Source organism: Microlunatus panaciterrae (genome assembly GCF_016907535.1).
Classification (GTDB): domain Bacteria; phylum Actinomycetota; class Actinomycetes; order Propionibacteriales; family Propionibacteriaceae; genus Microlunatus; species Microlunatus panaciterrae.
On sequence record NZ_JAFBCF010000001.1, the window covers coordinates 319,456 to 335,139 of the forward strand.

A 15,684-nucleotide genomic window follows, 5' to 3' on the forward strand; every position below is an offset into this window, starting at 1 on the left:
ATTCTCAGGTAGGCAGGTGAGGTGATCATGACTGGCGTCGATTCCCGGGAGTTCATGCCCATCCTCTCGGTGGGCAGGCACCGCAACCCGCGCAAGGGCGCCTGCTTCATGGAGATGGCGTCCTACCTGGCTGGCGAGCCGTGGACCGACGACCCGGCCTGCACCCACCCGCTGCTGTCCAGCCTGGCCCGGCTCGTCAACGACAACACCTCCGACCGGGCCCGGTCCGCACTGGCTGTGCTGGTCCCAGAGGTGATCGGGCTGAACGGGGACGGCCTGCGGTGGTATGCGCTGATCGCCAGGACGGCAGCGATCGCCGCCCTGTCCGAGTCCCCGGCCGAACGGCAGAACGCCCTGGCAGTGGGGCTGCTCACCACCGAGCGGATGCTGGCCCAGCTCGACGGCCGACCACGTGACAGCCTGAGCCAACCGACCCGCGAGGCGCTCGAACGCACACCGCTGGCGGCACGGTGGGCATCGAGGTTCTGGGTCGGAGCGAAACCGGGCCCGGGAGCCTATGTCAGGCGGTCCGCACCCGCCATCGTCCGCTTCTCCGTGCACGGCATCCTGAGCTCGACCGCCCCCGACCCCGATGCGCGACTCCGTGCCCTGTTGGTCGCGGAGATCAACGTCTGCAAGACGCTGCTGACCGACGCCACGCACCTGGAGGAGTCCCGGGTCAACCTCGGTCGGAGCCTGCGGGCGATTCCGTGATGCTGGCCGGTCGCGGCCTCCGCCGGCGGGCCTGATCCGCCCCTCTCTCTGGCGCCAAAACTCATCAGAACGCGACTTTTCATGGGCGGAGATCGCTTGCCCGGGCATAAAACTCGTCACGCCGCGACTTCTCAACCGCAGCGGCGCCGTCGCCCGACAGAACTCGCGATCTGACGACTTTTCCGCCCCGCCACCCGCACGCTCCGATACGAAAACTCGCGATCTGACGACTTCTCGGCCCTGCCAGGCCCACGCTCCGGTACGAAAACTCGCGATCGGACGACTTCTCGGCCCTGCCAGGCTCACGCTCGTCCGAAAGCTCGCGGTCTGACGACTTCTCGGCCCCGCCACCCACAGGCCCGGCACGAAAACTCGCGGTCTGACGACTTTTCGGCTCCGCCACCCTTAGGCGCCGCCGCAGGAGGCGTCGGGCTGTGCTGCGGGTCGGCCGTCGAGGTCGTCCTGCGGGGTCGGCAGAGTCAGAACTGGGCGAGCTCGGTGTACTCGCCCCACTCTTCCCGGAGCGCTCCGCAGATTTCTCCCAGCGTGGCCTCCGCCCGTGCTGCGGCCAGCATCGGCTCGACCATGTTGTCGTTGCTCCTGGCCGCCTGCACCAGCCGGGCGAGGCAGGCGTCCACAGCGGACTGGTCCCGCGTCTGCCGACGCTCGGCCAGCACCCGTCGCTGCTCGACCTCGACCTCATGGCTGACCCGGAGGATCTCGAGGTCACCGGTCACTGTGGTGGTGTGGCAGTTGACCCCGACCACCCGCTTGTCACCCTTCTCCACCTGGGTCTGGTACGCGAACGCCGCGTCAGCGATCTCGGCCATGAACCAGCCGTCCTCGATCCCGCGCAGCAGGCCGGCGGTCATCGGGCCGATCGGGTGAGCGGCGCCGGCTCCCCCGCCGAGCTCGAGGATCCGGGCGAAGATCGCCTCGGCCTCGGCCTCCATCCGGTCGGTCAACGCCTCGACATACCAGGAGCCGCCCAGCGGGTCGGCGACGTTGGTGACGCCGGTCTCCTCGGCGATCACCTGCTGGGTGCGCAGCGCGATCTCGGCCGACTCCTCGGTCGGCAGCGCCAGCGTCTCGTCCAGTGCGTTGGTGTGCAGGGAGTTGGTTCCGCCCAGCACCGCAGCCAGCGCCTCCACCGTCGTACGGACCACGTTGTTGTAGGGCTGCTGCGCGGTCAGCGACACGCCGGCGGTCTGGGTGTGGAAGCGCAGCCACTGGGCGCGTTCGGTACGAGCGCCGTAGCGATCCCGGAGCCAGCGGGCCCAGATCCGCCGGGCGGCACGGAACTTCGCGATCTCCTCGAAGAAATCGACGTGCGCGTCGAAGAAGAAGCTCAGCCCGGGGGCGAAGGCGTCCACCTCCAGACCGCGGGAGAGCCCCAGCTCCACATAGCCGAACCCGTCGGCGAGGGTGAACGCCAGCTCCTGCACGGCGGTCGAGCCGGCCTCACGGATGTGGTAGCCGGAGACACTCAACGGCTTGTAGTCAGGGATGGTGCTGGTGCAGTACTCGATCAGATCGCCGATCAGCCGAAGGTGCGGCTCGGGCGCGAACAGCCACTCCTTCTGGGCGATGTACTCCTTGAAGATGTCGGTCTGCAGGGTGCCGTTCAGGGTGGCGATATCGACGCCCTGCCGCTCGGCCGCGACCACGTACATGCAGAAGATGGGCACCGCAGGCCCGGAGATGGTCATCGAGGTGGTGACGGCGCCGAGGTCGATGCCTTCGAACAATCGCTCCATGTCGGCGGCGGAGTCGATCGCCACCCCGCAGTGGCCCACCTCGCCCAGGCTCTGCGGGTCGTCGGAGTCACGTCCCATCAGCGTCGGCATGTCGAAGGCGACGCTGAGGCCGCCCCCGCCGGCGGCCAAGATCATCTTGTACCGCTCGTTGGTCTGCTCGGCGTTGCCGAACCCGGCGAACTGACGAATGGTCCACTCCCGGCCGCGGTAGCCGGTCGGGTAGAGGCCGCGGGTGAACGGGAAAGCACCGGGCCAGCCGATCCGCTCCATCCGCGGGTCGTCGGCGTCGGGCGGCGGTCCGTACACGGGGTCAACCTCGACCCCCGACAGGGTGGTGAAGTCCGCCTTGCGCACCTGTCCCTTCGCCAGCGCCGCCGCGTAGGCATCCTGCCAATCCTGCCTGCCGGGCTGCTCCATGACCAGCACCTCCTCTCCCTGATAGTAGGACGTCCTACTACATTGCGGAACAGCAGCAGCCACCGCGCAGAGCAGCAGTCGTCGGGGTGTCATCCGCAGTTCACCGCCCGGAAAGATCACGCGGCTAGGTTCCGGGCATGCGAACCGTTGCCGTCATCCCGGCCCGTGGCGGGTCGAAGGGTGTGCCCCGCAAGAACCTGCGCCTGGTCGGCGGCCGGTCTCTGATCGAGCGGGCCGTCTCGGCCTGCACCGAGGCCGACCTGGTCGACGCCGTCTTCGTGACCACCGACGACTCGGCCATCGCGGCGGCCGCGCGGCGAGCCGGGGCCCAGGTGATAGACCGGCCCGGCGGTCTCGCCGGTGATGCCGCCACCTCGGAGTCGGCCCTGCTCCATGCACTGGAGTGGCTCGAGGCCCGCGGCTCGGTCTTCGACGTCCTGCTGTTCGTCCAGTGCACCAGCCCCTTCATCTCCCCGGCAGACCTGGACAGCGCTGTGGCGAAGGTCATCAGCGGCAGCGCCGACACCGTACTGGCGGGCGTGGAGACCTTCGAGTTCCTGTGGCGCGACGTGGACCCGGCGCTGTCGCCGGGGACGGGGTGCGTCGTCGGGCAGAACCATGACCAGACCAGCCGGCCCCGACGACAGGACCGCCGCCCCGACTTCCGCGAGACCGGCGCGTTCTACGCGATGCGTACCGACGGCTTCCGGCAGCATCGACACCGGTTCTTCGGCCGGATCGGCATCGTTCCCGTGCAGCAGCTCGGCTCGGTCGAGATCGACACCGCCGACGAGCTGGCGCTGGCCGACGCCGTCGCTCCCCTGGCCGACGCCATCGCTGCCCCGGCCGACTCGAGCGCGGCGGTGGCGGAGGCCTCCGCTGTGATGGTCGGCGGATGGGCCGGCGAGGGGTGGGCCATCGACGTCGACGCCATCGTCACCGACTTCGACGGCGTCCACACCGATGACACCGCCTACGTCGATGAGGGCGGTCGCGAGACTGTCCGGGTCAGCCGTAGCGACGGGCTGGGGATCGGCGAGATCCGCCGCAGCGGCGTCGGCTTCCTGATCCTGTCCAAGGAGCGCAACCCGGTGGTGACGGCCCGGGCCGAGAAGCTGGGAGTCGCGGTCCTGCAGGGAGTCGACGACAAGGCGACGGCACTGCTCGGCTGGCTGGCCGCGCGCGGCGTCGACCCTGCGCGGACCGCCTACGTCGGCAACGACGTCAACGACCTCGGTGCGCTCGCCGTCGTCGGCTGGCCGATCGCCGTCCCGGACGCCCATCCGCGGGTACTGGCCGCGGCCCGGGTGGTCCTGGAACGCCCCGGCGGCCGGGGCGCGGTGCGGGAGCTCTGCCAGCGGGTGCTCGCGGCCGTGGAGCAGGCTCCGGCCGGACCGGCCTCCTCAGTGGTGCCGCTGCTCTCCGACGTCCACTAACGGCTGCCGCCCCTGGTCGACCCGGAGCGTGCGGCCCCGAAGCGACAGCGCACGCCGGCGCAGCCGTCGAATCCGGGCTCGAAGCCTGGTCACCGTCAACCAGGCGGTCTCGGGCAGCAGCAGCCGGAGCAACCACCGGCTCCGGGACCGGCTGCTACCGACCGGCTGCGGCTCCCTGCCGGGCAGCCCGGCGCGACCACGCCGCTCCAGCAGGGCGGTCAGGGCCGGCAGCCAGTCATTGTTCGAAGCGGGGTGGAAGTAGTTCTCGGCCAACCACTCGGTACTGGCGGTGAAGAACCGACCCGCACGCAGGTCGTCCAGGGTGCCCAGACAGCCCGAGCCGGTGAACACCAGGTTGATCATCTCGGCCGACACTCCGAAATCGCCGAGAACGAGTACCGGTATCCGGGCGCCCATCGCCTCCAGCGCAGCCGTCGAGGAGACCGTGACGAATCCCGCGGTCGTCCGCAGAGCCAGCTCCATCGACCCGGCCGTGAACTCGACCGCGTCCGCCTGGACGGCGCCCTCGGCCACCAGCCCGGCCCACAGCTCGGGATAGGGCCACCGCTCCCTGTGGGTCTGCTCCTCCCCGGCAGCGGCCCGCAGTTTAACCACCGGTCGCAGCCGTGGGCTGGCCGCCAGCGCCGTCAGGACCGCCCGCCGCTGTTCCGGCTCGCGGGGCACCTTGGCCTGTGCTGCGAACAACACCCGGTCCGCCCGTTCGGAGTGCTCCCCAGCAACCTCGTCGGCGCGACGGACGAAGGGCAGCGAGGCCAGCACGAAGCCGAGCTCGATCCCTCGTGCAGCACCGATGGCTGCGAACTCCCGCCGCTCCCGGACGCTGTGCACGAGGAAGAGGTCGGCACCGGCGCGGAACTCCACCGCACGGACAGTGGCCGGAATGCTGATGCCCGGAAGGCCGGTGAGCAACACCGGGCGCCGGTCCCCACGCCGGAGGTACGGCAACGACAGGATCGCCTGGACCACCGGCCCGGTGCAGGCGACCATGACCACGTCCGGGCGGTGCGTCAGCAGCCAGGCGGCCAGCCTCGCCAACGAGAGGACGCGGACCGGGCGGTCGCCGGCGGCGTGCGCCACCTGCGCTGCTGACGGCTGGATCGGGTTCGTGACCACCACCTGCTCGGTCTGCCAGTCGGCCGGCATCGCTGCCAGCGTGGCCGAGCTCCACTTCAGGTAGGAGTCCGAGTCGGCGATGCCGAGCACCCGGACCACTCAGAAGTCTCCGGCCGCGGACCGCGGCGCCGTCAACAGCCTGGTCAGCTGGTCGCATTCGTCCTCTGTCATCGAGGCCAGTGCGAACCGGGCGCCGACGATGGCCTCGGTGGCCTGCTGCACCACTGCCCGACCCTTGGTCGTGATGGCAGCCAGTACCGCGCGACCGTCCTCGGGATGCGGTGTCCGGGTGATCAGACCGGCGGTCTCCAGTCGCTTGACCAGCGGCGTGACCGAGGTGGCGTGCACCTGCAGCCGTTCACCGATCTTGCCCAGCGGCAACGAGCCACGACGGGAGAACGACAACAGCACCAACACCTCATATCGGGCGAAGGTCAGGCCCATCGGCCGCAACAGCTCGTCCAGCTCGGTCAGCACCAGCTGATGTACCCGCATCAGCGAGGTGACAGCGCGCATCCGAGGCATCTCGTCCCAGTGTCCGGACCACAGCCGGGCCGCCTCCTGGATCGGGTCGAACGGCAGCGGGCTGCGGCTGGACTTCGCAACGGTCTCAGTCACTGGCGGAGGTTCTCCCGTCGAGGTTCGCGGTCTGGGCGGCAGCTGCACAGCGGGACCACTCTAGTCCTCGTCCCTGGGCGCGGGCAGCATGCTGCCACCCCGCAGGCCTGACCGCTGGATGACACGTTGGATGGTCAGGTCGCGTTCGTCCGGGCGGCCGACGTACCTGATCTCACGCAGGCCCTGGTCCTGGGCGGCTGACTCGAAGACGAAGTGCCCGTAGCCGAACAGGCGACCCATCATCGGCTTGTGCACGGCGATGTCGAGGATCCGCGACATCGGCATGGTTGCGGTGTGCTGGGAGAAGATGCCGTGCACCCGGAAGACCCGCATGTTCGTGATCACGAACCGGTCCATGTGCTCCTCGGCGATGCGTTCACCTGCGTACAGCGCCAGGCCCAGTCCGGCGGCGAAGGGAACCCAGGCGTAGCCCGACGGGAAGAACAGCATTGTCACGAAGATCAGCATCGCCAGGGCCAACTGCAGCATCGGCACCAGAATGGCCATCCAGTGACGGCGCACCTCATCGATGATGATCTCGCCCTCGTCCGCGATCAGGTGGGTGGTCACCTTGGGGTCGAACATCCGGCTCAGCACGCCGCTCAACGCTCACCCCGCAAGCGAGGTGAAGAAGGTCATGATCGAGGAGAAGGCGCTCCCAATGGCGTCGAAAACCCCGCGGACGGCCGACGCGGCGTCGGCAGGTCGGGTGATCAGGTAGAACGCAGCGAAGGTCACGACGAGTATCAAGAGAATCTTCTTGACCCACTTCATGTCAGACCTCTCGGCTTTCTTCCTCGGACCACGTCCACGGGGACACAGGGCATCTACTCTTTCTACCGCATCGTCGGCGGCGAGTCCTGCTGCCACGCCGGTGGCGGCGCGAGCTGCGCCAACACCCGGTCGGCCGCCGTGTAGGGGTCCAGCAGGCCGTCGCGGACCTCGAGCGCCAGAGCATCCAGGCCGGTCCTGGGATGGGTGGAGAAGCGCGACCGCAGCAAGCCCAGCGCCAGCCCCTGCACCTCCCGGCGGGCCCGCTCCCATCGACGTTCCTGCCAAGTTCCGGTCTTCTCCGCCTGCAGCCGGAACCGTCCGATCGCCGCCCGCAGGTCGTCGACGCCCTCCGCCTTGGACGCCACCGTGGTGACGATCGGCGGCTTCCACTCCTGCGGGGTGCGCTCGGCCAGCGCGACCATGCTGCGGAGCTCACGGATCAGCGACTGCGCACCCTCGCGGTCAGCCTTGTTGACCACGAAGATGTCACCGATCTCGAGAATGCCGGCCTTGGCCGCCTGGATCCCGTCTCCCATCCCGGGCGCCAGCAGCACCAGCGTGATGTCGGCCGCCGAGGCGATCTCGACCTCGGACTGGCCCACCCCGACGGTCTCCACCAGTACGGTGTCGCATCCTGCGGCGTCGAACACCCGGAGCGCCTGCGGAGCAGCCACCGAAAGGCCCCCGAGATGTCCCCGGTTGGCCATCGAGCGGATGAACACCTCGGGATCCAGAGCGTGCGACTGCATCCGCACCCGGTCTCCGAGCAGGGCTCCGCCGGAGAACGGCGAGGACGGGTCGACCGCCAGAACGCCGACGCGCTGCCCCTCGGCCCGGAGCGCAGCCACCAGCGCGGTGGTGGTGGTGGACTTGCCCACCCCCGGAGACCCGGTGATGCCGACTACCTGTGCACGCCCGGTGCTGGGGGCAAGCAGGCGCATCGCCTCCCGCAGCGAAGGCGACCCGTTCTCGACCATGCTGATCAGCCGGCCGACCGCACGGGCACTGCCCTGGTGCACCGCTTCCACCAGCGCCGCCACCGAGTTGTAGGCGGCCGGTCTGCGCTCCGCCGCCGGCCGAACGGGTTCGGACTGTTCCGAGACCACGACCCGGTCAGTCCGAGCGTCCCGCTGCGGTGAGGATCAGGGCATCGCCCTGGCCTCCGCCGCCGCAGAGCGCGGCGACACCAGCCCCTTGGCCGCGGCGTTGCAGCTCGAGCGCCAGATGAAGCACCAGCCGGGCGCCGGAGGCGCCGATCGGGTGCCCCAGCGCGATCGCGCCGCCGTGGATGTTGACCCGCTCATCAGCCTCGGCATCGGTCAGCCCGAGCGCCCTTGCGCTGGCGACCCCGACCGCCGCGAACGCCTCGTTGATCTCGATCACCGACAGATCCCTGACTGAAAGCCCCTGCTTCTTGCAGGCGGCCTCGATCGCGCTGGCCGGCTGCAGCTGCAGGGACGAGTCCGGACCGGCCACCTGTCCGTACGCACCGATCTCGGCGACCACACTCAGCCCGAGGCGATCGGCCGTCTGACGGCTGGTGACGACGACGGCGGCTGCGCCGTCGGAGATGGGACTGGACGAGCCGGCGGTGATGGTGCCGTCCTTGCCGAAGGCCGGTCGCAGCGCGGCCAATGACTCCGCGGTCGTGTCCGGGCGGACCCCTTCGTCTGCGCTCACCACCAGGTCGTCGCCGCGCCGCTGCGGGACCCGTACCTCGACCACCTCGTCGTCGAGCAGGCCGGCGCTCATCGCCTGGGCCGCCCGCCGGTGGGACCGGGCGGCGAAGGCGTCCTGCTCCTCCCGGCTGACGGCAACGGCACCACGGTTGCAGGAGTCGGTGAGCGAACCCATCGCCTGGTCGGTGAACACGTCCCACAGTCCGTCGTAGGCCATATGGTCGACCAGCTCGACGCTGCCGTACTTGTAGCCCGAGCGGGACTTCGGCAGCAGATGCGGTGCCTGGGTCATCGACTCCATCCCGCCGGCGACGACGATGTCACACTCGCCAGCCCGGATCAGCTGGTCGGCCAGCGCGATCGCGTTCAGGCCGGACAGGCACACCTTGTTGACCGTCACGGCGGGGACGGTCAACGGCACGCCACCCTTGACTGCAGCCTGTCGGGCGGGGATCTGGCCGGCGCCCGCCTGCAGCACCTGACCCATCACCACGTAGTCCACCTGGTCGCCGGAGATGCCGGCCCGCGCCAGCGCGCCGGCGATGGCGATACCGCCCAGATCCGTGCCGGACAGGTCCTTCAGACCACCCAGCAGCTTGCCGATCGGGGTTCTGGCCCCGCCGACGATGACCGATCCCATCGTGTCGACCTCCTCAGACAACGAGCCATCCGTGGGTGAGAGCTCACCGCAACAATAGTCGCGCGGAGGCGTCCGACTCCGCGTTCGGGAGTCCGCACCGCACCCACCGGCTTGCCCAGCCGCCCTCGCACCGGAGGGCTGGGACCCGACGGACGCGGCGGCGTCTGTCAGGCTTGCTGCATGAGCTCAACGCTGTCGGGTGACCTGCCCGGCCTGGTGGCGGTCGACCACGTCGGGCTGGCCGTAGCGGACCTGGATGCGGCCATCGCCTTCCATCTCGAGGTCCTGGGTCTCGAGCTGAAACATCGCGAGGTGAACGAGGAGCAGGGCGTCGCCGAGGCGATGCTGGCTCCTCGCGGGGCCCCGGACGACGCGGCCGAGATCCAGCTGATCGCCCCGCTACGGCCCGACTCGGCGATCGCGGCCTTCCTCGATCGGTCCGGTCCCGGACTGCAGCAGCTGGCCTACCGGGTCGCCGACGTCGAGGCCGCCGCTGCCGCGCTGCGGCGGCGCGGGCTGAGGGTGCTCTACCCGAGCGCTCGGCGCGGAACCCGTGGCTCGAGGGTGAACTTCGTGCATCCGAAGGACACCGGCGGGGTACTAATCGAGCTGGTCCAGCGCGACTAGTGTTCTCGGCACCGACCCGCGAGGGACGATACGGTTGGGGGGACAGGCGAGAGGATCTTGATGTGAGCTCAATCGATGAGACCGGACTGAACCTTTTCGACGATGCCGCGAGCGCGGCCGGCAACTTCCCGTCCGCTCTGCGCGGGTACGAGCGGACCGCCGTCGACGACTATGTCCGCGGCCTGGAGGCCCGAGCGGTCCAGGCCAGGCGCCAGATCGCCGCGCTGGAACAGCAGATCGGCGATCTGCAGGACCAGTTGACGGACGGCGGCGCCCGGCCGAAGGAGGATGTCGACTACAGCAGCCTGGGTGGGCGGGCCACCGACATTCTTCGGCTGGCCGAGGAACAGGCGCGTGACGTCGTCGAGCGCGCCAACACCGACGCCGAACAGATCAAGGAAGCCGCCCGCCGCGAGGCCGACGCGCTCAAAGCCTCGATCGAGCGTGAAGGCGCCGACATCAGAATGACGGGCCTAGCCGAGATCGAGCAGCTGAGGACCCGCGGTCAGGAGGATGCAGCGCACCAGCTGGAGCAGGCCAAGGCAGAGGCAGATGCTGTGCTCGCCGCTGCACGACGGCAGGCGGATGCACTGCGCCGCGAGGCCGAGCAGGCAGCTCAGACGCTGCGCCAGACCGCCTACCTCGATACCGAGACGCTCCGGCGGAACGTCGACCGTGAGGTCGCCGAGACCAGAGCCAAGATCGCCCAGGAACGCGAGCAGGCCATCGTCCAGCTGCGCAGCGTGCATGAGGAGTCCGTCGCCAAGACCGCGGCGCTGCTGGCCGAGGCCACCAGGCACCACGAGGAGTCGACGGCGCGGCTGGAACAGGATGCCGCTGACGCAGCCCGGATCCGGGCCGAGGCCCTGGCGGAGGCGGAGAAGGTGAAGATCCGCGCCTCGAGGGAGACCGAGGAGCGGATCGCGACCGCCAAGAAGCAGGCCGCGGCCATCAACGAACGCACCCAGCAGGAGTTCGCCTGGCGCAAGCAGCAACTGCGCCGCGAGACCGAGCTTCTGTCGCAGCGCAAGCAGGCGGTGCTCAACCAGCTCGCCAGCCTGTCCGCGCTCGCCTCCCAGACGGCCGAGAACTTTCCGGACCTGCAGGATCTCGACGACAACGAGAGTGGCGACAGCACCGTGCTGCGGCCGCCGTCGCTGCCGCCGTCGTTGCCCCCCTCCACCGACGACTCGTCCACCCAGCACGTACCGTCCTCGGAGGCAGGCCGGCCTGAGGATGACGGTCAGTCACCCCATCAGGCGAAAGCCTCGAGGGCCGGAGAGTCCCCGGATGACGGCAAGCCAGCAACACAGCAGCACGGAACACAGCCGCACGGAACACAGCCGCACGGAACACAGCAGTCGGGGTCACAGCAGGAGGAAGAAGAAGACATGGACGCCACCATTCTGGTGCCGCCGGTGGGTCAGCAGGGTCCGCCACCCGCGGCAGGTCCTGGTGCGCCCAAGAGCACTTCCCCACGGTGACCGTGGCTGACCGGGACGCCGGGACCGAATCCATCGAACCCACCGGCCCTGAGCACATCGGGCCGCAACAAGGCGCAGCCACAGGTGGCGAGGCACTGACGCCGGGACCGTCGCCGGAGGCGACGAGAGTCCGCCGACCGCTGCAGCTGATGTCCCCGTTCCGGATCGGGTTCACCGGCACGATAGGCGCGATGCTGGCCTACGGTCTGGCGCTGGCCGTGATCCAGGCCCGGTCGGTCCTGATCCTGATCGTGGTGGCCATGTTCATCGCGCTCGGACTCAACCCCATGGTCGAGATGCTCACCCGGCGGCGTCTCAAGCGCTCGCTGGCGGTGCTGGTGGTCTTCTTCGCCGTCGTGCTGGTGCTGGCCCTTGCCACCCTGGCCATCGTCCCGGTGTTCAGCGAGCAGATCAGCTCGCTGATCGACGCTGCGCCGGGCATGCTCGGCGACCTGCAGCGCAACCCGCAGATCGCCGCCGTGGACCAGCAGTTCCAGCTGCTCGAGAAGGCCCAGCAGTTCCTCACCTCCGGTGGCCTGGTCACCAAGCTGTTCGGCGGAATCCTGGGCGCGGGCAAGGTGGTGCTCAGTGCGGTTTTCAGCGCCCTGACCCTGCTGATCCTGACGCTGTACTTCCTTGCGACCATGCCCACCATCAAGCGGGCCCTGTACCGGTTGGCGCCCGCCTCTCGACGGGACCGGGTCCGCTATCTGGCCGATGAGATCTTCGACAAGATCGGCGCCTACCTCGGGGGCATGTTCGTCGTGGTGACAACAGCCGGGCTGCTCACCTTCATCTTCCTGATGGTCATCGGCATGCACAAGTACGCGTTGGCGCTCGCGGTGGTGGTGGCGATCCTCGACTTCATCCCGATGGTGGGCGCGACCATCGCTGCGGTGATCGTCTGCGTGATCGCCTTCGTCCAGAGCCCGGTGATTGGTATCGCCGCGGTGGTCTTCTACGTCCTGTATCAGCAGTTCGAGAACTACGTGGTGCAGCCACGGGTGATGAAACGGTCGGTCAACGTGCCTGGATCGGTGGTGGTGGTGGCGGCACTGATCGGGGGCACGCTGCTCGGCGTCGTCGGCGCGCTGCTCGCCGTACCGACCGCAGCGGCCATTCTGATCCTGATGAGAGAAGTGGCCCAACCCCGCCTCGACGCCCACTGACACCCGCTCTGAGCCTGTCGAAGGGCCCGTGCCCTGAGCCTGTCGAAGGGCTCGTGTCCTGAGCCTGTCGAAGGGCACATAACGAGGGCGACCCTTCGACAGGCTCAGGGCACACAACAAGGGGCGGCCCTTCGACAAGCTCAGGGCACGTTGAACCGGGCTCAGGCACGTGAACCAGGCTCAGGGCGCGGAACGAGCGGGGGTGAACGAGGGGTAAACATCGGCTGAACAATGGCCGGGAAGTGGCTCAGGATTTCGGCCGTCCGGGGGGCGCTACCGACACTGGAACTGTGACAGAAGCACTGTTCATCCTGCTGATTGTGATCATCACCGCCTTGGCGTTCGACTTCACCAACGGCTTCCACGACACTGCGAATGCGATGGCCACCTCGATCGCCACCGGGGCGCTGAAGCCCAAGGTGGCGGTGGCCCTCTCCGCGGTCCTCAACTTTGTCGGCGCCTTCCTTTCGATCGAGGTGGCGCTCACTGTGAGTAACAAGGTGGTCAACATCCAGGGAGCCGACGGCAGCCCGATACCGGCCCTGATGGGCACACCGATCCTGACCGTGGTGTTCGCCGGCCTGGTCGGGGGCATCCTGTGGAACCTGGTCACTGGCTGTTCGGACTGCCGTCCTCCTCCTCGCACGCCCTCTTCGGCGGCCTGATCGGCGCCGCCATCGCGGCGCTTGGCGTCGGCGGGGTGAAGTGGGACGGAGTGATCTCCTCGATCGTGATCCCTGCCGTAGCTGCTCCGGTCGTCGCCTGCCTGGTGGCGGCGACCGGTACCTGGTTGATCTATACGATCGCGGCCAGGGTGCCGGGCCGAAGCCGCGAGACGGGATTCCGCTGGGGCCAGATCGGCTCTGCCTCGCTGGTCTCACTCGCGCACGGCACCAATGACGCCCAGAAGACGATGGGGGTCGTCACGTTGGCCCTGATCGCCTACGGCAGCTGGACCGATCTCAAGGTGATCCCGTTCTGGGTCAAGGCGGCCTGCGCGTTGGCCATCGCGTTGGGCACCTACATCGGCGGCTGGCGGGTGATCCGCACTCTGGGCAAGGGTCTGGTCGAGATCGCCTCACCGCAGGGAATGGCGGCCGAGGCCGCCTCTGCCGCGATCATCCTCTCCTCCAGCCACGTGGGCATGGCGCTGTCGACCACGCACGTCGCCACCGGCTCGATCCTCGGGACCGGAGTCGGCAGGCGCGGCGCGCTGGTGCGCTGGAAAGTCGCCGGCCGGATGGTCGTGGCCTGGGTGATCACCCTCCCTGCAGCGGCGCTGGTCGGTGCGGTCTGCTGGTTCATGGCCGACAGCATCGGCGGTGGGCTCGGGGTCGGGGTGGTCGCACTGCTGCTGGTCGGCGCGGCCCTGGCGCTGTGGCGTCACTCGTACCGCCGGCCCGTCAACCAGCACAATGTCAACGCGGAGTGGGAGCCGGCTGCGACGCCGGCCGCCACCCGGAAGGTCGAGGTCTGAGATGGACGTACTGCTCAAGTCGGTCGACGCCCTCTGGCGTGTGGTGCTGGTCGGTCTGGTGCTGGGCGCCGGTCTCCCGGCCGTCTTCGCCCTGGGCATCCGTGCCGTCACAGCGGGGCGTCCGACGACGGCAGATGGTGAGGTGGCACTGGGCCGACCGACCCGACTGGGGCTCACCGGCGCCGTACTGGCGTTCAGCCTGGTCATCGCCGCCGTAGCATTCGGCATTGTCGTCATCATCTTCGGCAAGCGGCTGTTCGGCTAGCTGTGATGTCCAGGGAGGTTGTATCGCCGGGGATCGGTGAGCCTGCCTGACAGACGAAGGCCTCCGGTTGTGAAGTGGAGCTGTCTAGTTCACCGCTTCGCTGACCGGAGGCCCTCGTGTCCCACGCTAACGCTGCCCTCACCCCCCGCGCCCGTTTACGGCTCGCCGAACTCGTCGTCGACCGCGGCTGGACCTTCGCCGCCGCTGCGAAGATGTTCATGGTCGCGCCTCGCACAGCGAAGAAGTGGGCCGACCGCTATCGGAGCGAAGGTGCTGCCGGGATGGTCGACCGCAGCTCGCGGCCACATTCGAGCCCGACAAAGACCACGCCGGACGTGGTCCGGCGGATCGTGCGGCTTCGGTGGCGGCACCGGCTCGGCCCGGTCCAGATCGCCGGCCGGCTTGGGATGCAGGCCTCCACCGTGCACGCCGTACTGGTGCGTTGTCGGATCAACCGGCTCTGCCATATCGACCGGGTCACAGGCGAGCCGCTGCGCCGATACGAACACCCACACCCCGGCTCGCTGATCCACGTCGACGTCACCAAGTTCGGCAACATTCCCGATGGTGGTGGATGGCGCTACCTCGGCAAGCAGCAAGGAGATCGCAACCGCGCTGCAACCGACACCCAGCGGCGAAGAGGCCCAGTGCGTGGCCCGCTGATCGGCACCGCATACGTGCATACCGTCATCGATGACCACTCCCGGATGGCCTACGCCGAGATCTGTGCCGACGAGAAGGCAGCGACGGCGATCGAGGTTCTCCATCGTGCCGCGGCATGGTTCACAGACCACGGTGTCACCGTCGAGCGTGTGCTGTCCGACAACGGATCGGCCTACAGGTCCCACGCCTGGCGCGACGCCTGCGCCGAGCTTGGCATCACCCACAAGCGCACACGTCCCTACCGGCCGCAGACCAACGGAAAGATCGAGCGGTTCCACCGCACACTGGCCGACGGGTGGGCCTACGCCCGGTTCTATGAATCAACCGAGCAACGCAACACCGCCCTGCCCGGCTGGCTCCACTTCTACAATCATCACCGAGCCCACTCCGCCATCGGAGGCAAGCCGCCAGTCACCCGGCTGACCAACCTCGCTGGACATCACAGCTAGCCGTCGGCCGGTGACACCCGGAGCGGTCCGGTGGGACGGGGCCAGCGGACCGCACTAGACAGAAAGGTCTGACATGGCTCTCCCGCCCCTGCTCAGCTCGATCGTCGGCTGGCTGCGAGCCGGCTACCCCGAGGGCGTCCCGGAGAACGACTACGTGCCGCTGGTCGCTCTGCTGAGCCGCCGGCTGTCGGCAGACGAGGTGGCCGCCGTTGCCGCCGACCTGGTCGAGCACGGCGACCTGCCGATCGGTAACGTGGACATCGCGGTGATCATCACCAAGATCACCAACGAGCTGCCCAGTGAGACTGACATCGCCCGGGTGCGGTCCCGGCTCGCAGCCGGCGGCTGGCCGCTGGCCGATCCGCACGAGGGCACCTGACC

Annotated in this window: 15 protein-coding genes and 1 pseudogene; 9 read left to right on the forward strand and 7 right to left on the reverse strand. The window is 68.9% G+C overall.

The window, feature by feature from the left end; translation table 11 throughout:
• Window positions 1-27 precede the first annotated feature (27 nt).
• Window positions 28-714 carry a hypothetical protein gene (locus JOE57_RS01415; protein ID WP_204916065.1) on the forward strand — a complete coding sequence of 229 codons (687 nt, stop codon included), beginning with the start codon at window positions 28-30 and terminating at the stop codon, window positions 712-714.
• 479 nt (window positions 715-1,193) lie between these two features.
• Here JOE57_RS01415 and JOE57_RS01420 read toward each other — a convergent pair whose 3' ends face one another.
• Window positions 1,194-2,888, reverse strand: coding sequence for a coenzyme B12-dependent isobutyryl-CoA mutase large subunit (locus tag JOE57_RS01420; RefSeq protein ID WP_204920124.1), 1,695 nt, complete (start codon window positions 2,886-2,888; stop codon window positions 1,194-1,196).
• 137 nt (window positions 2,889-3,025) lie between these two features.
• Between JOE57_RS01420 and JOE57_RS01425 the strand changes: the two genes are divergently transcribed.
• Entirely contained in the window at window positions 3,026-4,324 is a 1,299-nt protein-coding gene (locus JOE57_RS01425; RefSeq protein ID WP_204916066.1) for an acylneuraminate cytidylyltransferase, read from the forward strand.
• Here JOE57_RS01425 and JOE57_RS01430 read toward each other — a convergent pair.
• The 6 genes from JOE57_RS01430 to JOE57_RS01455 all read right to left on the reverse strand — a co-directional run bounded on the left by JOE57_RS01430 (window position 4,292) and on the right by JOE57_RS01455 (window position 9,169).
• Complete coding sequence (locus JOE57_RS01430) at window positions 4,292-5,557, reverse strand: DUF6716 putative glycosyltransferase (RefSeq protein WP_204916067.1); 1,266 nt, start codon at window positions 5,555-5,557, stop codon at window positions 4,292-4,294. The two genes, JOE57_RS01425 and JOE57_RS01430, sit on opposite strands and share 33 nt — an antisense overlap.
• A complete protein-coding gene (locus tag JOE57_RS01435; protein ID WP_338041096.1) occupies window positions 5,558-6,076 on the reverse strand; it encodes a MarR family winged helix-turn-helix transcriptional regulator in 519 nt (172 codons plus the stop codon).
• A 60-nt stretch (window positions 6,077-6,136) separates the two neighbouring features.
• Window positions 6,137-6,673 carry a PH domain-containing protein gene (locus tag JOE57_RS01440; protein ID WP_338041386.1) on the reverse strand — a complete coding sequence of 179 codons (537 nt, stop codon included), beginning with the start codon at window positions 6,671-6,673 and terminating at the stop codon, window positions 6,137-6,139.
• A 12-nt stretch (window positions 6,674-6,685) separates the two neighbouring features.
• A complete protein-coding gene (locus tag JOE57_RS01445) occupies window positions 6,686-6,850 on the reverse strand; it encodes a hypothetical protein (protein WP_204916069.1) in 165 nt (54 codons plus the stop codon).
• A 62-nt stretch (window positions 6,851-6,912) separates the two neighbouring features.
• Window positions 6,913-7,956 (reverse strand): methylmalonyl Co-A mutase-associated GTPase MeaB, encoded by a 1,044-nt coding sequence (meaB, locus tag JOE57_RS01450; RefSeq protein ID WP_425561302.1) that lies wholly within the window; start codon window positions 7,954-7,956, stop codon window positions 6,913-6,915.
• 7 nt (window positions 7,957-7,963) lie between these two features.
• The gene (locus tag JOE57_RS01455) at window positions 7,964-9,169 is read right to left on the reverse strand and encodes an acetyl-CoA C-acetyltransferase (protein ID WP_204920127.1); all 1,206 of its coding nucleotides are present in this window, start codon (window positions 9,167-9,169) and stop codon (window positions 7,964-7,966) included.
• Window positions 9,170-9,349: 180 nt separating this feature from the next.
• Here JOE57_RS01455 and mce point away from each other — a divergent pair, with 180 nt between their 5' ends.
• From mce to JOE57_RS01490, 7 genes and pseudogenes are all read left to right on the forward strand, one after another.
• Complete coding sequence (gene mce / locus JOE57_RS01460) at window positions 9,350-9,796, forward strand: methylmalonyl-CoA epimerase (protein ID WP_204916070.1); 447 nt, start codon at window positions 9,350-9,352, stop codon at window positions 9,794-9,796.
• 62 nt (window positions 9,797-9,858) lie between these two features.
• Window positions 9,859-11,280: a coiled-coil domain-containing protein gene (locus JOE57_RS01465; protein WP_204916071.1), complete on the forward strand. Its 1,422-nt coding sequence runs from the start codon at window positions 9,859-9,861 to the stop codon at window positions 11,278-11,280.
• A 2-nt stretch (window positions 11,281-11,282) separates the two neighbouring features.
• Complete coding sequence (locus JOE57_RS01470; RefSeq protein WP_204916072.1) at window positions 11,283-12,449, forward strand: AI-2E family transporter; 1,167 nt, start codon at window positions 11,283-11,285, stop codon at window positions 12,447-12,449.
• 290 nt (window positions 12,450-12,739) lie between these two features.
• Window positions 12,740-13,926 (forward strand): annotated as a pseudogene (locus JOE57_RS01475) (inorganic phosphate transporter).
• Between the two features lies 1 nt (window position 13,927).
• Window positions 13,928-14,191 (forward strand): hypothetical protein, encoded by a 264-nt coding sequence (locus tag JOE57_RS01480; protein ID WP_204916073.1) that lies wholly within the window; start codon window positions 13,928-13,930, stop codon window positions 14,189-14,191.
• 116 nt (window positions 14,192-14,307) lie between these two features.
• Entirely contained in the window at window positions 14,308-15,303 is a 996-nt protein-coding gene (locus JOE57_RS01485) for an IS481 family transposase (protein WP_204916074.1), read from the forward strand.
• Window positions 15,304-15,376: 73 nt separating this feature from the next.
• Window positions 15,377-15,682: a DUF3349 domain-containing protein gene (locus JOE57_RS01490; protein WP_204916075.1), complete on the forward strand. Its 306-nt coding sequence runs from the start codon at window positions 15,377-15,379 to the stop codon at window positions 15,680-15,682.
• Window positions 15,683-15,684: the final 2 nt, after the last annotated feature.